An 18,333-nucleotide genomic window follows, 5' to 3' on the forward strand; every position below is an offset into this window, starting at 1 on the left:
CCGTTCCAGAGGTGTCGGAAGCTGAACCCCAGCGCGGTAAAAAATAGAGTCGTGAAGACCGCAGCTGCGGCGGTCATCTCGCTCGGAGTAGGAAGTCTAGTGGCAACCAGCGCCAGCATGCCCAAATCGATGCCCAACACCACCGATAGCTTAGTGTCGATTCTTGAAAAAAATCCAAGAACGAGATTCAACTGTTGCCAAGCAATGCTAACGCGCTCGCCTGGGGCGTTTGGAGGGCTTGGGGGGTTGATAGAATTTTGATCGTCGGGCATATGGTTTAGCAGTAGGTTTGGCTAACTGGTTCAGGCGGAAATGCGCATCCCTCAGTCCACAGGAATCGAGCGTCCCGCAGCAAGGAATGCCGTGATTCGCAAGGTCTTGCATGAACTTCTCTTCCGAGACGCGCCAACTGTAGTAGCTAGATATATAGCTTTCCAAATGCTCGGCGTGATCCTGGCATCTCGAAATCTCGATCTTTCCCGACGGATCGCATGGGCAGTAGGTGTGTCCTCCCACCAACGATCCGCCACGCTTCGTGATCCGTGCGAGGCGTCTACCATCTCCCCATAGTTCAATGCGTGGCCCTCTGAGATGCTCATCGAGGCGCACCGTAAAGCTTCCGCGCCTCGCGCGACCCAAGAAATCAGGGCCCAATTTCTCTGCTGCAGCCTCAGCGGCGGCCTGATGGACAGCTGCATCACCATGGGCTCTGTCATATTCTTGACCTGCCCATTTGCGTCGGTAGCTTGCGTTGATCTGGCGAGAAAGAAATCGCACAACAGCAGACCACCATCTGCGTGCGGCCGCTTCGTCGCGGACTTCGCTTGGGCTGTCATCTTTCCAGCCCAAGCAGAATGTTCCGCCCGGATTGATGTGGCGATCCGGGCAGCACTGAGGCAGTTGGGACGAGGCTTTTTTCTCTTGGACAAAGACGTAATTGCCATGGATGGTGAGCAATAGAGCAAAAGATCGAGTCTTCCCGCTGGGGAGAGAGATCTCAATCGTGGCATCTACTGCACCGGCTTGATTGGAGAGCGTAGCCCCGAACTCGGGGGCCACGCTCCTTAGCAATGACTCAACTTCGCTCATCGTGGGCGAGCTTCGAATGTGGGCGAAGTGGTTGCGACAAGGACGGGACCACCGCAGGACGCGAAGAGGCATATGCATCTTCAAGAGCCGCCTTTGCCACCTTATCGCCAGAGGCCGAAAGTTCTTCTACAGCCGCGTCATAGTCAAGGTTGTCAGCCGTCCTGGAGTTGCCAAAGAGAGTGCGAACTGCGTCCGATCCAGCCTTGTATGCAGCAGGGCCGATCCTGCTCTCGGTTCCCTTGCATATGCGCTGCTCTGCCTCGGAGGCAATTACGGCCCGCCCCGTTGCGCATCGGACGCGCTCCCCCTTCATGCCCAGTCTGCTCAAACTAAGCGGGCCGTACTCAAAGCCAATCGCGAGACCCAACTCCCCAGTGTCTCCACCTTCAGACTTCAGATGTTCAATAGCGGACAGAAAGCTGCTGCGGAGGGCGCCGACGCATTGGACGGCGGTGCTTACAGTCGCCTCTGCATCCGTTGTATAGGCCGTCCCCTCAATCATCATTCCATGGAGGCAGTCGCCGATGAACCTTACGCGGCGTCCGCCAAAGTCGCTGTGCGTGACCGAGTCCAGTTCGGAGCGAACGACGTGTAACGTGCGGACCAAATTCTCTGGATTCTCTTCAAGGTGTTGGTCCACAAACGCAGAGAAGCCATCGATATCAGCGTATACAGAAACGCCCTCGAAGTTCTTTGAATTCCCTGGGGTGAGAGCATCAAAGTCCAGATCTGACAAAGGTGGCGTTGGCCTGCTGAACTCAATGCTGCCAATGGGGGTCTCTTCCTGCTCTTCCTTCCAAAGCTTGATGATCTTGTCTTTCGACGTTTCGAGCTTGGCTTCATCAACGCAGGTGGCTATCTGCTCGTCAGTAAGGCGGGTAGAGCGGTCCTTGTCACCGTCCAGTGCGGGGAAGCCCATGACGGATCGCGCTGAGTTTGTGAGGTAGATGCCTTCTGTGCTGGCATGTCCAGCGTACTTGGCAGCGTGATTGGCAGGACTTCCCAGGAAAAGGGGCTCGCGGCCTCCGCGCCGACCGTTGTTGACCGCCAGAGCCAAGCCGGTATCAATACCTACGCGGACACGTGCATTTGGAATGTGCTCGTCGGTATCCCCTGTTTCTGCCAGGACTTCATCAACTAGTTTTGCGATGGCGACGGCTTTGGCCACCCGTTGGCGCTCTTCATCTTCCCCGTAAGGCTTAGCGACCAAGGCATGCAGGCGCTGGTTATGGAAGTCGACGCGCTTGGCATTGCTTTCTTCAAGAATGCGATGGACTGCGCGATAGTGCTGGTTGAGGAATTTTAGGGTGCGCTTGTGGCAGGTGGTGCCCTCGTCCTTCGTACAGGCCAGGATTTCGTCAATGTTGACGATATCGATGTAGACGTGGGCCGCATGAATGCGATAAGCCCGCTTTGCTGGGATGCTTTCCAGTGAGGTATCGCGCTTGTAGTCGTAAATTTCCACATCCCGCACTTCCTCGTAGCGAGACTTGATTCGCTTCTTCGCGCGGTCTTCCTTCCAGCTGTGGCCCATCTCAATATCCTCTCGTCCAGTAAAGGTAAAGCCAAAGCGGGGGGCGCTTCGCTGAGGCCCAGGTGTCGCCCCATGCACTGGCGGCGGCTCGTTGAACCTGTATATTGTGTCTTGGTTCACACTTTCAAGGGGGCGAAGTGGCCACTGGACTTATTGATCGATTCCGCTCAGACGGAGGGCGGAGGCTGCTCGCTGCATTATCTGAGGCTCGACTGCTTGGCGGGATCGGCGGCTTGCCAGAGTGGCTCATGGACCGGGGGGAGCTGCTAGAAGTCCAGGCGGGCGAGTCCTTTGTCGAGCAGGACGGGATGGACACCGAAGTGTTCTTTATCGTTGCTGGATCTGTTGATGTAGTGATCAACGGAAAGATCGTCAACATCCGCCATACAGGAGATCATGTCGGCGAGATGGCTGCGATTGAGCCAGCTCAGAGGCGCGCAGCTACGCTGGTGGCACGGGAGCTAAGTGTTCTGCTGAAGGTCGCTGAAAGCGATTTCATTGAAATGGCAGATGGTCACCCGATCATCTGGAGGCGACTGGCCGCCACACTTTCGAGGAGACTTCTGCAGAGGAATAGCCTTCTGGCCAAGCCTCGCAACCAAGTTCGGGTGTTCGTCATGTCTTCGGTGGAGGCGCTTCCAGTCACCCGTCTATTGGTCCAACACTTTGAACATGATCCATTCTTGACTGTGGTCTGGGACCATGGCGTGTTTCGCGCGTCAAACTACACGTTAGATGAGTTGGAAAAGCAGCTCGAACTGGCTGACTTTGCAATCGCAATCGCGCACGCAGATGATCTTGTGATTAGTCGTGGAGACGAATGGCCTGCGATGCGAGACAACGTCGTGTTCGAGTTGGGAATGTTTATTGGATTCCTGGGTAGGAAGCGCGCTTTCCTGATGGAGCCTAGGGAAGATAAGTTGAAGCTTCCGAGTGATCTTGCGGGGTTGACTACGGTTTCCTACCGTTATGTGCCTGGGGAGGATGCCAGAGCGAGGCTTGCTCCGGCTTGCAACCAAATTCGCGACATCATTCTTGCTATGGGACCGCGAGACTAATCATGGCTTTGCTCGAAGACATGGAGGGTGCTGTTGCAACGATCTTCAGCAGTGCCTGGGACAAGCGAGAGGGACGCGTGGTTCCGGATCCGGAGGATCTGCGACTCGGCAATGACGCTGTTGAATTTTCGCGGGCTACTGTGCTGTATGCGGATCTCCACGGCTCTACAAACATGGTCGACACTGAGGAATGGTGGTTTAGTGCGGAGGTCTACAAGGCATTTCTGCATTGTGCTGCCAGCATCATCAGGGCTGAGGGTGGCGCGATCACTTCTTACGACGGTGACCGTGTGATGGGAATCTGGGTAGGGGATCCTCAAACGACACCGGCAGCGATTGCAGGTCTGAAGATCAATTACGCTGTGAACGAAATCATCAATCCTGCCCTTAAGAAGCAATACCCGGCATTGAACCGTACCATCAGGCAGAGTGTCGGCATTGACTCAAGCGCTCTTCGTGCTGCCCGCACTGGAGTTCGAGGTGGAAATGACATTGTTTGGGTGGGGCGGGCCGCGAACTATGCGGCAAAGCTGACTGAGTTGGATCTCGAACCCAAGACCTGGATAACCGCTGACGCGTTCCTGTATTTGCTTGATGAGGCGAAGTTCGGTGGCCAATCCAAGCAGTTGATGTGGAAGGAGTTCAGCTGGGCCGAGCAGGGTGGCATTCCTATCCATGGTTCGACTTGGCAATGGAAGGTCTAGTGGCCGCCGTCTCTGTGGCGAAAAATCCATCGCTTAGCGAAATCAACAAGCAAAGCAAGAGCGCACTTAGGCATTGCCTTTCGGGCAATGCGTGCGCAAGAGGCTGTGCCCCTTGACCCCCTAAAAAAGCGCTTGCCAAAGCCTAAAACGTAGGCATAAAGGCAAGTGCGGGGGCCAGAACAAGGAGCATCAATGGCCATTTATCACACCAGAGTAAAGACCTTCAGCCGTGCCCATGGGCACGCATCCACCGCTGCAGCGGCCTATCGCGCAGGCCTGCTGATCCTCGATGAGCGAACGGGGCTTCGACACGACTACCGAAGGCGCGGCGGGGTCGTTGAGACCCGTTGCCTCGCTCCCGACGACGCTCCCGACTGGGCTTTCGACCCCCGACAACTCTGGCCTGCAGCCGAGGCTTCGGAGCGCCGAAAAGATGCCACGGTCGCTAGAGAGTTCGAGGTGGCCTTGCCACACGAACTGAGCAATGAGCAGCGTTCAGACCTGGCAGCCGAAATATCGCGCTGTCTGGTCCAGCGTTACAGGTTCGCTGTCCAATCCAGCATCCATGAGCCGCAGACCGCTGACGGGCTCAACTATCACGTGCACATCTTGGCTACGACTCGACGGGTGGACTCAGAGGGCCTGAAGGACAAGACGAGGGAATTAGACGGCGGACCTTCGGGTCGAGGTGAAGTGGAATGGATTCGCCAGATGGTAGGGGAAGCCATCAATGCCCATCTTGCTGCTGCAGGTGTCTCGGCCCGTGTCGATCACCGCAGCTTGAAAGAGCAGGCGGCCGAGGCCGAAGAGCAAGGGGATGAGCTTACAGCGGCGGAGCTTTCACGCACCCCAGGGCTTCATTTGGGCAAAGACGCGACGGCGCTGCATCGCCGAGGCGCCGATACAGTCCTCAAGCAGGGCAATGACAGAATTGCTCAGGCTAACAGCGCTGCTTGGGATCGCGCCGTGGCCGAGATGGCAGGAGAGGGCAGGCTGATGGAGCCCGCATCCGATCAAGCCATGCCGGTCGGCCCGCGTGAAGTTGCTTCGCATCCCGCTATCCAACTAATGCTGTCTCCTGGGGGAGCGACTCCTTTGGTTAACGGGGCCAAGGAAGTCATTCCGGTTGGGGCGGTGGCCGATGACGGGACGCGGCAGCCGCAGGCCACCGCATCCAAGCAGGCGTTGAAGGCTGTGTTAGAAATTTGGGCCGAGGCGTGGATTGAGGCACTGCGAGATAGACTCAAATTCACGCGCAGGTTGCTGCGCAACAGTGCTGCTCTGATATCGGCTCATGGAACATTGCCCAGGCTCCGTGGCGACTTGGAAGAGTTGCTCGTAAGACTGAAGAAGTTGAAGCGGGACGCTCTACGCTTCAAGCGTAGGCTGAAAGCTGAAGACCGTGCTCAGCATGGGCTAGCACAGGCTGAGTTTGCTCTGGAGAACTTCGAGAGCCAGAACCCAAGGCCGGGCCTCTTGAATCGGTCGGATTGGTCGCGGCGTCGGGCGCGCCGGGTTAGGGCTGTTGAGCTGGGGCGCCAGGACTATCAACGCGCTCACAAAGCCACCGGACCCAAGGCCCAGGAAGACTACAACCATCGAACAGGCGAGTCGTTGTCGCAGCTGGAGAACTGGAGTGAAGTGCTGCTGCGTAGATATCCGGTCTTGGGGGACGCGCCCACTGACGCTCCTGCAGCGTCCGCTCCGGCTGATGCCCTGCTGGCAATGAAGCAGAGCAAGGAGCCTGGAGCCAGGTTGCACTGACCGACAAGAAGGCCCCGGCGAACCGGGGCTTTAGCCCACCTCGTTTCGAAAACTCAGTGGTAGGTAGGTCCGCGAGTGGGCTTGGACACTGCGCCACGGCGCTCTGAAATCATGTCGCTGAGCTGTACCTGGTCGCGGTCTACCACGGCTTCTCTGACCCTAACAGCAGGTTTCAGTGTGTGGTCGTCAGCAGGAGGCTTGGGGTGCATGCATCGGTTGATCAGCTCGTCGGCGATTTCGAGGGCATGGATGATGTCCTCTATCCGCTCCTGCGTGTCTCGTGTCCGGTCTTGGGCAATCAAAGGGCATAGCACTCGACTAGCGATAGCTAGCTTTCTTTCTAAGGGCATATGAAGCTCCTAAAGTGGGGGAGCTTTCATAAAACCACCATTTGCGTTGATCGCAATAGTTGTGGCGTTTGTCAGTGCGAATGTTGGCCCGTTAGAGATACTCCTAGACGTTCCATGTAATTTTCCTGGCGCGGAGATCTGCTATCCCAGCAACTCCTTCAGTGCAGCGAGCTCAAGATTGAAGCTCAAGGATGAGAGCCCTGCTGTTTTGAATTCAGGAGTGATCAGCCCATTGAGCTTTTCTGCCGGGGTGAATTCGCGGCTATAGACGGGATGGTGCTCATCATCAAGCTCGTGACCGACGATCTGGGCGCGCATTTCTGAGGCGACACCGAAGCCCTGCATCTGCTGGATGACCGTCTTACGCAGGGAATGGAAACCGCGCTTGGCCTTGGGCCAGGTCTTCCCGTGTTCGGCGAGGTGACGGGTAAAGGCCTTGGAGATCCAGTTCCCCGCGCCATTGACGGCATTGGCCTTCGCTTGAGGGAAGAGACGGCTTGAGGTGGGCAGGCTGGCAACATAGTCGCCGAAGCCCAGGGCCATCAGGTCAGCGTGGATCGGGACAGTCCGGATACTGGCCTCGCTCTTGAGGCGCTGGTGCTCGCCGTCGTCATTAATATGGATGTAGGCCACGCCTCCTTCCGTTTGCACATCGCTCACCAGCAGCTGCCCGACTTCAGAGGCACGGGCACCGGTATAAAGGCCCAACAAGGCTGCCCAGCGCGCGGCAGGTGACAAGGTGGCAAAGGCCGATGGAGCAAAGAGCAGGCTGATCTGCTTCACGTCGAAGGCCTTGAAGCCCAGCTTGCGCCGCTTACGCTTGGCGCTATTGCCGTATGAGACATGGCTTCGGGCCGGATTGCTGTCTGTGTAGTAGCCAGCGGCAATCAACCAGTCGAAGAAGCCGCCCAGGTAGGACTGTTTGTTCACCCGGGTCGGGGTTGAGATGCCAGCGTCGGCGAGCGACTGATAGAAGTTCGACAGGTCGATCCGGTTGATGCTCGGCAAGGGATAGTCAGGGCCGGTGGTGCGCACGAACCCGTCAATCGCCGACTTCTTGATGCTGTAGGTCTTGGGGATGGTGTCTGGGGCGATGGCCTTGAGCCAAAGATCACGCGCTTCCATCAGCGACAGGATCTTGCTGGGCTGCGGCTTGGAGGGGGCTGCTGGGGCTGCGGCTACCGGGCCGAAGAACGCAGGGTTGACCCGTCCGATGCTCTCGATGGCGCGAGTCAGCGCCTCGGTGTCTTCGCCTGGCTCCGCTTGGATACGCAGGGAGCCGTTGGCGTCTCGCTCTAGGGTGTAGTCCTGGAGCCGTTGTCCCCGAAGCTCCTGGAGCCATTGCTCTGCCGTCTTCTCGCCCATGCCGTTCTTCCTGATGGCGCTGAAAACTTCAGCATAGCGGGCGGCCAGGACTAGGGCGCAAGCCTGGGCGCTACGCATTTCGCGCGTTCGAAGGCTTCGCTTGAGAATTCGGCAGCCCGGAAGGGGCTGGAGATCGACGGGCACGCGCTGACGGAACGAAAAGCCCGCTGGCGTCTTGATCAAGTGATGGGGAACTCTCATCGGGATGTGTCCCGATTTGTGTCCTGCCCCTTGGTAGGCCCAGAAAAGCAAAACCCCTGATTTCTCAGGGGTTTGCAGAGTCTGGCGGAGAGAGGGGGATTCGAACCCCCGAAGCGCGGTTTAGACGCTTACACACTTTCCAGGCGTGCTCCTTCAACCACTCGGACACCTCTCCGGATCCCTGCCATCGGCAAACGCCTCAGCAGGGGCGCAGATTCTAGCGGGCGGCGCGGCCGGACACAAGCACCCCGATCAGGGCCCCCTCAATCGGTGTTGAAGGCGAGGGGGCTGGACAGGCATGGCACAATGGAACATCCGATGGAAAACGGTGGCCTGATGTCCTATCTCGTCCTTGCCCGCAAGTGGCGTCCGAAGCGTTTTGCCGAGCTGGTGGGCCAGGAACACGTGGTCCGTGCGCTCAGCAATGCGCTGGACAGCGGCCGGGTCCACCACGCGTTCCTGTTCACCGGCACCCGCGGCGTGGGCAAGACCACCATCGCGCGCATCTTCGCCAAGTCGCTGAACTGCGAGCAGGGCACCAGTGCCGACCCGTGCGGCCAGTGTGCGGCCTGCCTGGACATCGACGCCGGCCGCTACATCGACCTGCTGGAAATCGACGCCGCGTCCAACACCGGTGTGGACGATGTGCGCGAGGTGATCGAGAACGCGCAGTACATGCCCTCGCGCGGCAAGTACAAGGTCTACCTGATCGACGAAGTGCACATGCTGTCCAAGGCCGCGTTCAATGCGCTGCTGAAGACGCTGGAAGAGCCACCGGAGCACGTCAAGTTCCTGCTGGCCACCACCGATCCGCAGAAGCTGCCGGTCACCGTGCTCAGCCGCTGCCTGCAGTTCAACCTCAAGCGCCTGGACGAGGATCAGATCCAGGGGCAGATGACCCGCATCCTGGCGGCCGAAGAGATCGAGGCCGACGGCAGCGCCATCGTGCAGCTGGCCAAGGCCGCCGATGGCAGCCTGCGTGACGGCCTGTCGCTGCTGGACCAGGCGATCGCCTATGCCGGCGGCGCGCTGCGCGAGGACGTGGTGCGCACCATGCTGGGCACCGTCGACCGCACCCAGGTGGCGGCGATGCTGGATGCGCTGGCCGAGGGCGATGGCCAGCGCCTGCTGCAGGTGGTGGCCGCGCTGGCCGAATTCTCGCCGGACTGGAGCGGCGTGCTGGAAGCGCTCGCCGAAGGCCTGCATCGCATCCAGGTGCAGCAGCTGGTGCCGGGCGCCGCTGTCGCGGAAGGCCTGGACAGCGCCGCATTCGCCGAGCGCCTGCGTCCGGAAGTGGTGCAGCTCTGGTACCAGATGGCCTTGAACGGCCGCCGTGACCTGCCGTTGGCGCCCAGCCCGCGCGCGGGCTTTGAAATGGCCGTGCTGCGCATGCTGGCGTTCCGTCCGGCGGCAGCAGTACCGCCGGTGCCGAAGGCGGTTGACGGCACCCTGGGCGGAGCCCCGGGCGCTGGCGCGGCGGGTGGTGGTGCCGGCGCCGGTACCCAGCAGGCCGCCCAGGCCGCCGCTTCGGCGAGCCCGGCGGTGACCGCTGAGGCCGCTGCTCCGGTGCAGGCTGCCCCTCGTGAGCCCGAACCCGAACCTGAGCCGGCCCCGCAGCCCGAACCGGATCCTGCGCCGGAACCCGAGCCGGCTCCGGTGCAGGAGCCCGGCTCGCCACTGCCGGTGAAGGCCGACGTGGAGGCGCCGACGCCGGCGGCTGAAGCAGAGGCGGGTGACGACCTGCCGCCGTGGGCCACGGGCGAAGCCGAGGCCCGTGATGAGGCACTGGCGGCCGAAATGGCCGGCCCGGACGCTGCAATGGTGGTGCCCTGGCATGAGCCGCCGGCCGTGCCGGCTGAAGCCCCGCCTGCCGAGCCCGAGCGCCCGTTCCGTGCCGAGGGTATCGCCATCGCCCCGGCCACACCGGCGCCGGTGCGGGAGGCGGTTGCGCTGGAAAGCGTCAGCGAGCTGGCCAGCGCCGAGGACTGGCTGGATCTGGTCGCCGGCAGCGGCTTGAGCGGCCCATCGCGGCAGCTGGCGGCCAACGCCGCCTTCATCAGTTGCCAGCACGGGACCTTGAAACTGGGCCTTTCGCCCGGATTTGAATACCTGTGCTCGGAGCGCGCGCTGGCCGCCCTGGGCGAAATGCTGGAGAAGGCCCTGGGCCAGGCGTTGAAGATCGTGGTCGAGACCGTGGAAACCGAACACGTTCCGGCCGAGACCCTGCACCAGCGCGCCGACCGCCAGCGTGGCGAGCGGCAGCAGGTGGCTGAGGCCGTTTTCATGGACGATCCGGAAGTGCAGGTGCTGATCCAGCAGCACGGCGCCCGGGTTGTTTCCGATTCCATCCGTTCTTTTGACGAGTAAGACACTATGCGCGGCAACATCGCCCAACTGATGCAGCAGGCCCAGAAGATGCAGGAAAACCTGCAGAAGGCCCAGGAAGAAATCGCCAAGATCGAAGTGACCGGCAGCGCCGGTGGCGGCATGGTCAGCGTGACCCTGACCGGCGCCAAGGAGTGCCGCAAGGTGCGCATCGACCCGTCGCTGGCCAGCGACCCGGAGATGCTGGAAGACCTGATCGCCGCCGCCTTCAACGACGCATCGAACAAGATCGATGCCGAGTCGAAGTCGAAGATGGGTTCGGCCACCGCCGGCATGCAGCTGCCGCCGGGCATGAAGCTGCCGTTCTGATGGTCAGCGTGGCGCCGGTGCGAACCGGTGCCACCGATCCTGTCACCGTCGAGCCTGCTCGATGGCCTGCACCGCCCGTCGAGCGTGCTCGACGCTACCAAGCCTGCCGCCGTGTCCGCACCCCTGCTTGAACAATTGATCGATGCGCTCAGGGTGCTGCCTGGCGTGGGCCAGAAGACGGCGCAACGCATGGCGTACCACCTGCTCGAGCGCGAGCGGGAAGGTGGCCAGCGCCTGGCCGAGACGCTGGCACTGGCGGTGGAGCGCATCGGCCATTGCGCGCAGTGCCGCGATTTCAGCGAAACCGAGCTGTGCCCGACCTGTGCCAACAGCAGCCGCGAACGCAGCCAGCTGTGCGTGGTTGAATCGCCGGCCGACCGCCTGGCCATCGAAAACGCCACCGGCTTCCGGGGTGTCTACTTCGTGCTGCAGGGCCGGCTGTCGCCGCTCGATGGCATCGGCCCACGCGAACTGGGGCTGGAACAGCTCGAGCAGCGCCTGGCCGAAGGCGAGGTGCAGGAACTGATCATCGCCACCAGCGCTACCGTCGAAGGTGAGGCCACCGCGCACTACCTGGCGCAGCTGGCACGCGCACGCAGCGTGCAGCCGAGCCGCCTGGCACAGGGGCTGCCGCTGGGCGGTGAGCTGGAATATGTTGATCGGGGCACGTTGTCGCACGCGTTCGGCACGCGCAGCGAATTCCGCGATTGACGTCATGATCCGGCGCGGCGGGGCCGGCCTACAATGCGGGGGACATCCCCACGGAGGCCGACCATGAGCAGCGAAACCCTTTTCAGCAAGATCATCCGTCGCGAGATCCCGGCCACCATCGTCTACGAGGATGAGGACGTGCTGGGCTTCAAGGACATCGCACCGCAGGCGCCGGTGCATGTGCTGTTCATTCCGAAGAACGAGATCATTCCGACCCTGGATGACCTGCAGCCGTCGCAGGCCCAGCTGATCGGCAAGCTGGCGCTGGCCGCTGCCGACTATGCGCGTCGCGAGGGCTTCGCGCAGGACGGCTACCGCATCGTGATGAACTGCCGCGAGCATGCCGGGCAGACCGTGTTCCATATCCACATGCACCTGCTGGCCGGCGCGCAGCTGGGGCATTTCGGCGCGCCGGGGCGCTGAGCGCCGGGCATCCGCGCCTGGCATCCACGCATGGCGTGGATCTACTGCATGGAAAAGGCCGCCCGTGGGGCGGCCTTTTCGTTTCAGGCTATACGCTGGCGATCACCACCAGCCCCAGCGACCGTAGCCACCCCAGTACGGGCCGTACGGGCTCGGGCCCCACGGACCATAGGGGTAGGGCACCACATCGACCTGGCGCTGTTCCGGCCACAGGTAGATCACATCGGCCGACAGCTTCGGCAGGCGGTAGTCGTACTCGCCGATGCGGGTATTCTGGTAGCCCTCGATCTTGCCGATGAAGGTCACGTCACGGCCGGCCTCGAACACGGCCGGATCATAGAAGCCGGCACGGCAGGCGATGAAGCGGCCGTCGCTGGCGTCGGACGAGCTGGTGTTCGGGCGGCCACTGGCATTGAGCGGGCGCGAGATCATCTGGAAGCAGGTCTCGCCCTGGCCGGGCTTGGTTTCGATGATGCGACCACCCCAACGGACCGGCGTACCGACCTGCTGGGTGGCGACCGAGTCGCGCGGGGAAACCAGGCTGAACTGTCCCTGCAGCGGCTTGGGGGCCGTGGCGCAGGCCGACAGGGCCAGCGTGGCCACAGCGGTGAGGAGGAACTTGGTGTTCATGGGGAGGCTCCGGAAGTCGGGCGATGCCTGCGCAGGTCCCGCAATAATGAAGCGAGGTCGGTGCAAGTTCCAGCGTAACGCGCGTCGGCGAAACGCTGGCTGAGTGCCAGCAGGGCGGGGTCCGGACGCTGGGCGTGTACCCGCTGTGCCCAGTCCAGCGCGGTTTCATGGGGATGCCGCTGCAGCCCGCGGCGGGCATAGCGCCGGCCCAGCGCGCGCCAGGCACGCAGCAGCGGATCCCGCTCGCGTTCGCCACGGGCCAGCAGCCAGGCCATCCAGGCCAGGGCGAGCAGGGTGGCGACCACGAAGCCGGCGACCAGTTGCGCGGGCCCGAGCTCGTCCAGCCCGAACGGCTTGAGCAGCTGCTGCTGGCGGCGCGCATCGAAGGACAGCACCAGCTCGTTCCAGCCGCGGCGCATCCAGTCGCCCATCTGCGCCAGCTGCAACCAGCGTTGCTGCAGCAGGCCGTCGCCGCCGGCCTGCAGGCGGTCGTCCAGGGTGTCGAGAATGCGTTCGGGGGCGACGGCGGCGGTGGGATCGACGCGCACCCAGCCGCGTTGCGGCAACCACACCTCGGCCCAGGCATGCGCGTCCATCCGGCGCACGACCCAGTAGTCGCCAAGGCGGTTGCGGCTGCCGCCAGCGAAGCCGGTCACCACGCGTGCCGGGATGCCGGCATTGCGCATCAGCACGACGAAGGCGGAGCTGAAGTGTTCGCAGAAGCCGGCCTTGGATTCGAACAGGAACTCGTCGACCGGGTCGCGTCCGGCTGCCGGCGCATCCAGCGTGTAGGAGAAGTCGGTGGTGATCCATTGCAGGGCGCGGCGCACGATCGCCTGGTCATCGCCGCCGGCCTCCTGCCGCCATTGCTGCGCCAGGGTCGCCGTGCGCGGATTGAAACCGCCGGGCAGTTGCAGCGTCGCCTGCCGCAGGTAGGGCGACAGCGTGCTGTCGAAGCGCTGCGGCGGTGCGGAATGCAGTCGCCAGCGGCTCAACGAGGCCAGCGACTGTTCGCTGCTCAGGCTCATGTCCGCATCCAGCGAACTGCCCGCAGGCGCGCGGCTGGGCAGGTCCAGCGCCACCAGTTGGCGGCGGTCGGTAGGCTCGTAGTCGATCTGGTAGTCCCAGCCCTGCGCACCGGCCTCGATCACTGCCGGCGGCCGCCGTTCGCTGGCACGGTCGCGGCTCCAGCGCCGGCCATCGAAGGCGGTCAGCACCGGTCCACGCCAGTAGCGCTGTGCCGGCTCGGGTACCGCACCGAAGAACTGCACGCGCAGCGCCGGGGTGTCGTCGGCCATCAGGTCCAGCCACTGGCCGGGTTCCATGGTGTCGGACAGCCCGGGCGTGCGGACCGCGCGTTCGGGAATACCCCACAGCGGTGTGGCCAGGCGCGGGAACAGCCAGAAGCAGGCCAGTGCCAACGGCAGGCCGATTGCCAGCAGGCGGCCGACACCGCGCAGCTGCCCGCGCAGCGGCAGGCGGCCGGCATGTCCTTCATCCTCGGCCAGGCGTTGCAGCGCGAGCAGCGCGCTGATCCCCGCCAGCGCCGCCAGCGCCGTGGTCAGCGGTCCCTGGTCGAGCAGGAACGCCGCAAAAGGCGAAAACAGCGCGAAGCCGAGCAGGCTGCGCGCATCGCGCAGGCTGCGCAGTTCGCTGGACTTGATGGCCAGCATCGCGGCCAGCAGGGCGCAGCCGGTATCGCGGCCGGGTCGCACCATGCCCATCTGCCAGGCGATGGCGGCCAGCATGCCGAGTACCAGCAGCAGGCGCACCGGCATCGGCAGCACCTTCCGCCATGACAAGGCTGCGGTCACGATCGCCGCGATCGCGATCACCCCGGCCAGCAGCGGCGGCAACTGCAGCAGCAGGGGCAACAGGGCCAGCGTCGCGCTGGCCAGGGTCCAGCTGCGCGCGTTGCGGTCGAGCAGGGAGGGGGTCTCAGCCATGAGGCATCAAGGCCAGTGCGCGCAGGCACAGATGGTGGTGGCTGGCGCCCTGGCCGGGACCGAACGCGGGATGCGCTGGCAGCAGCAGGGTGTAGCGGCGACCTTCCTGCTCGGCCATGTCGACCCAGCGCGCCAGCCGCGCGATGCGTGCTTCGTGGCCCAGCGGTGCCAGCGTGCGCCAGTCCAGTACGACCTCGATGCCGATCGGCTTTTCATACTCGCGCACCAGCAGGCTGTTGCGGCGCGCCGAGTGCTTCCATGAAATGCTGCGTGGCGCATCACCGGCGCGGTAAGGCCGCAGCTGGTGCAGCTCCTCGCCACTGGCATGGGCGCGGGTGTGCAGCGGATCACTGCCGCTTTCCGGCAGTGCAGGGGCCCGTGCTTCGGCCAGCGGATAGACCAGCAGGGGCTGTTCCGGCCACACCCACGACCACGCTCGGACCAGGCCCAGCGGCTGCGTGGTGGACAGGCGGATGCGCGGCAGCTCCAGCCAGCCGCGGCGCGTGCTGGGCACTTCCAGTTCCACTTCGCCGCGGCCGTGCGTGGGCAGCGACACCCAGGCGTCGCTGTCGCCCAGCTGCAGGTGCAGACCATGCCGCGCGCGCGGATCGCGCAATGACAGGTCCACGCGCAGGCGCAGCGGCTGCCCGGCCGGCACCGGCTCGGCGGAAATCGCGTCGATCTGCACGCCGGACAACTGCAGGTGCGCGGCGATCGCGCTGGCGATCGCTGCGGCCGCCAGCAGCAGCGCCAGCAGCAGCGCCGGATTGTTGTTGTAGTTCAATGCGCCCAGCAGCATCGCCGCCAGCAAGGTGGCAACGAACAGGCCGAAGCGGGTGGGCAGTACGTAGATGCGGTGGCGGTCCAGCCGCTGCGGCAGCGTTTCCGGCGCACGCGGGCGTGCCAGCCACTGCAGTCGTGCCCACGGCGTGGCCACCCTCAATCCACCGCGACGGTCTGCAGGATGGCGCGCGCCAGCGCCGGTCCCGAGCTGGACTCCGCCTCGGCCACCAGGCGGTGACCCGCCACGGCCACGAACAGGGTCTGCACATCCTCCGGTACCACATGGCCGCGGCCCAGCAGCAGCGCATGGGCCCTGGCCGCGCGCAGCAGCGCCAGGCCGGCGCGCGGCGACAGGCCCACGCGCACGCCCGCGTGCTGGCGGCTGCGGGTCAGCAGCGCCTGCACGTAATCGATGAGTGCGTCGCTGGCGTGCACCTGGCCGACCGCTTCACGCAGCGCACGCACCTGGGTGTCGTCCAGCCGGGGCACGGCGCGTGCGATCAGGTCACGGCGATCGCTGCCGCGCAGCAGCTCGCGCTCGGCCTGCGCGCTCGGGTAACCCATCGCCAGGCGCAGCAGGAAACGGTCCAGCTGTGAATCCGGCAGCGGGAACGTACCCGACAGGTCCACCGGGTTCTGGGTGGCGATCACGAAGAAGGGATCGGGCAGCGGATGGGTCTGTCCATCCAGGGTCACCTGCTGTTCGGCCATGGCTTCCAGCAGTGCGCTCTGCGTCCGCGGTGGCGCACGGTTGATCTCGTCGGCCAGCAGCACGTGGGTGAACACCGGGCCTGGATGGAACTGGAACTGGTGGCTGCCGGCTTCGTACACCGAGACGCCGAGCACATCGGCGGGCAGCAGGTCGGAGGTGAACTGCACGCGCTGGAAGCTGAGGCCGAGGCTGCTGGCCAGCGCATGCGCCAGCGTGGTCTTGCCGAGCCCGGGCAGATCCTCGATCAGCAGATGGCCGCCGGAAAGCAGGGCGACGAAGGCCAGCCTGACTTCCGGCACCTTGCCCAGCACCAGTGCGTTGACCTGATCCTGTGCCTCCCGCAGGGCCTGACGCAGTTGATCGGTTAGCATGCTGGGATTGGGGGACGAAGCTGGCATGATCGTCTCAGATCTGGAATCCACTCGATTATCCATAGAGCAATGCAAGGCGAACAGCGCGCACGAACGATATTTCTCTGGTTATGGACGCTGGTCACAGCGGCCAAGCTGGTGGTGGCCGCGCGCCTGCCGCTGTTCGTCGACGAGGCGTTCTATTGGCAGGAAGGCCAGCACCTGGCCGCGGCCTATTCCGATCTGCCCGGGCTGACCGCATGGCTGGCGCGGCTGGGCGTGGAGATCGGTGGCCATCACGTGCTGGCGTTGCGCCTGCCGTTCCTGGCCATCGGCGCGCTGCTGCCGCTGCTGGTGGTGCGCACCGCCACGCGCTGGTTCGGCAACGTGGCCGGTTGGCAGGCGGGCAGCCTGACGTTGCTGATGCCGTTGTCGGCGACGCTGGGCCTGCTGGCGGTACCGGATGTGCCGATGGCGCTGGCAGCGGTGATCTGCCTGCATGCCGGTGCGCGGCTGCTGCACAACGTCGATGCATCATCGGCGATGAAGCTGGCGCTGGGCCTGGCGATCGGTGCGCTCAGCCATTACCGCTTCATCGGTGTCATCGGCGTCGGATTCATCGCGCTGCTGGCGCTGCCCCGCGGGCGGCGCATGCTGGCCGATCCGCGTGTATGGGTCGCGCTGGCGGTGGGCGTACTGGCATGGCTGCCGCTGCTGGCATGGAATGCGGACAACCATGATGCCGGCCTGAAGTTCCAGGTGGTCGAGCGCCACCCCTGGACGTTCGAGTGGGCGGGGCTGTGGTTCCTGGTGATCCAGCCGATGCTGGTCACTCCGATCCTGTGCATGGCGATGTGGAAAGTGGCGCTGGCCGGTACCCGCAGCGGCGGCGGTACGCGCGTGCAGTGGCGCTACTTCGGCCTGGTCGGCGGCGTATCCACGCTGGGCATCTTCCTGCTGGGCTTCTTCACCGACGTCGAGCGGATCAGCTTCCATTGGCCGCTGCCGGGCTATCTGGCCCTGCTGGTGGCGGTGCCGGTGGTGCTCAACGGCTGGCCGCGCTGGCTGCGCCGGACCGGCTGGTGGCTGGCGGGCGCTGGCATGGTGCTCGCCTTCGGCTACTACCTGATGGCGTCCACGCCTTCGCTGCGCGAGCAGCTGGCGGGCAGCAAGTACTACCCGCGCAATTTCGCCGGCTGGCAGCCGTTGGCGGTGGCCGTGCGCGAGGAGCTGCAGCAGATGCCCAAGGGCACGCGGGTGCTGGCCGGCAACTTCAAGGTCGGCGCGGAGCTGGGCTTCCAGCTCGGCAACGGCGACATTGAAGTGTTGCCACACCCGCTCAACGACAAGCATGGACGTACCGCGCAGCTGGCACAGTGGAACCTGCTGCACGAGGGCGCGCGCACCACGCCGATGCTGCTGGTGCTCTCGCCCAGTGATCAGCGCTACCGCGACCTGCTGACGCGCTATCACGCCATCTGCGAACAGGTGGGGCCGTTGCCGGCACCGCGGGTGGTCAGCAGTGACCACGGATTCCAGCGCTTCCTGCTGTTCCGGCTGCCGGCACAGCGTGCGCCCGGGCCGTGCGTAACCCCGGCGATGGCCTGGCTGGATGCACCTTCCAATGGCGAGACGGTGTCCGGCACGCTCGCCATCAAGGGCTGGGCCTTCAAGGATGGGGTAGGGCTCTCGCGTGTCGAGGTGCTGGTCGACGGCCGCTCGATCGGCGATGCCGGCTATGGCCGCGCGTTCGACGTGCGCCAGGCGTGGCCGGACAGTACCGACCCGCAGCATCCGGCGGTGGGTTTCGATGCATCGCTGGATACGACCACGCTGGCGCCGGGGCGCCATTGGCTGGGCCTACGCCTGCACGGCCGCGATGGCAGCGTGGAAGAGTGGCAGGAGCAGCCGTTCGAGGTGGGCACGCGCTGAGGCGCGTGTCGCCACGTAGCGCCGAACCGATGCTCGGCTTGAAGCGCGACGGAATGGCAGCCGAGCATCGGCTCGGCGCTACGGAAA

The 18,333-nt window shown here is 63.9% G+C and carries 15 protein-coding genes and 1 tRNA gene; 8 read left to right on the forward strand and 8 right to left on the reverse strand.

Annotation, left to right across the window (positions count from 1 at the left end; genetic code table 11):
• Positions 1–207: 207 nt before the first annotated feature.
• Positions 208–1,089: an E2 domain-containing protein gene (locus tag Q0P60_RS00090; RefSeq protein ID WP_294987024.1), complete on the reverse strand. Its 882-nt coding sequence runs from the start codon at positions 1,087–1,089 to the stop codon at positions 208–210.
• Entirely contained in the window at positions 1,076–2,623 is a 1,548-nt protein-coding gene (locus tag Q0P60_RS00095; protein ID WP_294987026.1) for an adenylate/guanylate cyclase domain-containing protein, read from the reverse strand. The genes Q0P60_RS00090 and Q0P60_RS00095 overlap by 14 nt, the downstream gene beginning before the upstream one ends.
• Positions 2,624–2,760: 137 nt before the next feature.
• Here Q0P60_RS00095 and Q0P60_RS00100 point away from each other — a divergent pair, with 137 nt between their 5' ends.
• The 3 genes from Q0P60_RS00100 to Q0P60_RS00110 all read left to right on the forward strand — a co-directional run bounded on the left by Q0P60_RS00100 (position 2,761) and on the right by Q0P60_RS00110 (position 6,149).
• On the forward strand, positions 2,761–3,681 hold the full coding sequence (locus tag Q0P60_RS00100) for a TIR domain-containing protein (protein WP_101765022.1): 921 nt from the start codon (positions 2,761–2,763) through the stop codon (positions 3,679–3,681).
• A 2-nt stretch (positions 3,682–3,683) separates the two neighbouring features.
• Positions 3,684–4,385 (forward strand): adenylate/guanylate cyclase domain-containing protein, encoded by a 702-nt coding sequence (locus Q0P60_RS00105; protein WP_294987030.1) that lies wholly within the window; start codon positions 3,684–3,686, stop codon positions 4,383–4,385.
• Between the two features lie 192 nt (positions 4,386–4,577).
• A complete protein-coding gene (locus Q0P60_RS00110) occupies positions 4,578–6,149 on the forward strand; it encodes a MobA/MobL family protein (protein WP_294987032.1) in 1,572 nt (523 codons plus the stop codon).
• Between the two features lie 491 nt (positions 6,150–6,640).
• On the opposite strand, the gene Q0P60_RS00115 is transcribed toward Q0P60_RS00110, so the two are convergent.
• Positions 6,641–8,065, reverse strand: coding sequence for a DUF6538 domain-containing protein (locus tag Q0P60_RS00115; RefSeq protein ID WP_294987034.1), 1,425 nt, complete (start codon positions 8,063–8,065; stop codon positions 6,641–6,643).
• Positions 8,066–8,147: 82 nt separating this feature from the next.
• Positions 8,148–8,240, reverse strand: a tRNA-Ser gene (locus Q0P60_RS00120).
• 161 nt (positions 8,241–8,401) lie between these two features.
• On the opposite strand from Q0P60_RS00120, the gene dnaX reads away from it, so the two are divergent.
• The 4 genes from dnaX (at position 8,402) to Q0P60_RS00140 (ending at position 11,893) form a co-directional block, all read left to right on the forward strand.
• Positions 8,402–10,432, forward strand: a complete 2,031-nt coding sequence (gene dnaX, locus Q0P60_RS00125) for a DNA polymerase III subunit gamma/tau (protein ID WP_294987036.1) — start codon at positions 8,402–8,404, stop codon at positions 10,430–10,432.
• Between the two features lie 6 nt (positions 10,433–10,438).
• Entirely contained in the window at positions 10,439–10,759 is a 321-nt protein-coding gene (locus Q0P60_RS00130) for a YbaB/EbfC family nucleoid-associated protein (RefSeq protein WP_004154630.1), read from the forward strand.
• A gap of 111 nt (positions 10,760–10,870) precedes the next feature.
• On the forward strand, positions 10,871–11,470 hold the full coding sequence (gene recR, locus Q0P60_RS00135; protein ID WP_294987814.1) for a recombination mediator RecR: 600 nt from the start codon (positions 10,871–10,873) through the stop codon (positions 11,468–11,470).
• 63 nt (positions 11,471–11,533) lie between these two features.
• A complete protein-coding gene (locus Q0P60_RS00140) occupies positions 11,534–11,893 on the forward strand; it encodes a histidine triad nucleotide-binding protein (RefSeq protein ID WP_294987039.1) in 360 nt (119 codons plus the stop codon).
• Between the two features lie 102 nt (positions 11,894–11,995).
• Here the strand turns inward: Q0P60_RS00140 and Q0P60_RS00145 are convergent, their stop codons facing one another.
• Genes Q0P60_RS00145 through Q0P60_RS00160 form a run of 4 tightly spaced genes read right to left on the reverse strand, consistent with a single transcriptional unit; the run spans position 11,996 to position 16,362 of the window.
• Positions 11,996–12,523: a Slp family lipoprotein gene (locus tag Q0P60_RS00145; protein ID WP_294987041.1), complete on the reverse strand. Its 528-nt coding sequence runs from the start codon at positions 12,521–12,523 to the stop codon at positions 11,996–11,998.
• Positions 12,520–14,469: a DUF3488 and transglutaminase-like domain-containing protein gene (locus Q0P60_RS00150; protein WP_294987043.1), complete on the reverse strand. Its 1,950-nt coding sequence runs from the start codon at positions 14,467–14,469 to the stop codon at positions 12,520–12,522. The genes Q0P60_RS00145 and Q0P60_RS00150 overlap by 4 nt, the downstream gene beginning before the upstream one ends.
• The gene (locus Q0P60_RS00155; protein ID WP_294987045.1) at positions 14,462–15,406 is read right to left on the reverse strand and encodes a DUF58 domain-containing protein; all 945 of its coding nucleotides are present in this window, start codon (positions 15,404–15,406) and stop codon (positions 14,462–14,464) included. Before Q0P60_RS00155 ends, Q0P60_RS00150 begins: the two co-directional genes overlap by 8 nt.
• A gap of 2 nt (positions 15,407–15,408) precedes the next feature.
• Positions 15,409–16,362, reverse strand: coding sequence for an AAA family ATPase (locus tag Q0P60_RS00160; protein WP_294987047.1), 954 nt, complete (start codon positions 16,360–16,362; stop codon positions 15,409–15,411).
• A gap of 42 nt (positions 16,363–16,404) precedes the next feature.
• Here Q0P60_RS00160 and Q0P60_RS00165 point away from each other — a divergent pair, with 42 nt between their 5' ends.
• Positions 16,405–18,246 (forward strand): glycosyltransferase family 39 protein, encoded by a 1,842-nt coding sequence (locus Q0P60_RS00165; RefSeq protein ID WP_294987049.1) that lies wholly within the window; start codon positions 16,405–16,407, stop codon positions 18,244–18,246.
• Positions 18,247–18,333 lie beyond the last annotated feature (87 nt).

Origin of the sequence: uncultured Stenotrophomonas sp., from assembly GCF_945952405.1 — a bacterium.
GTDB lineage: Bacteria > Pseudomonadota > Gammaproteobacteria > Xanthomonadales > Xanthomonadaceae > Stenotrophomonas.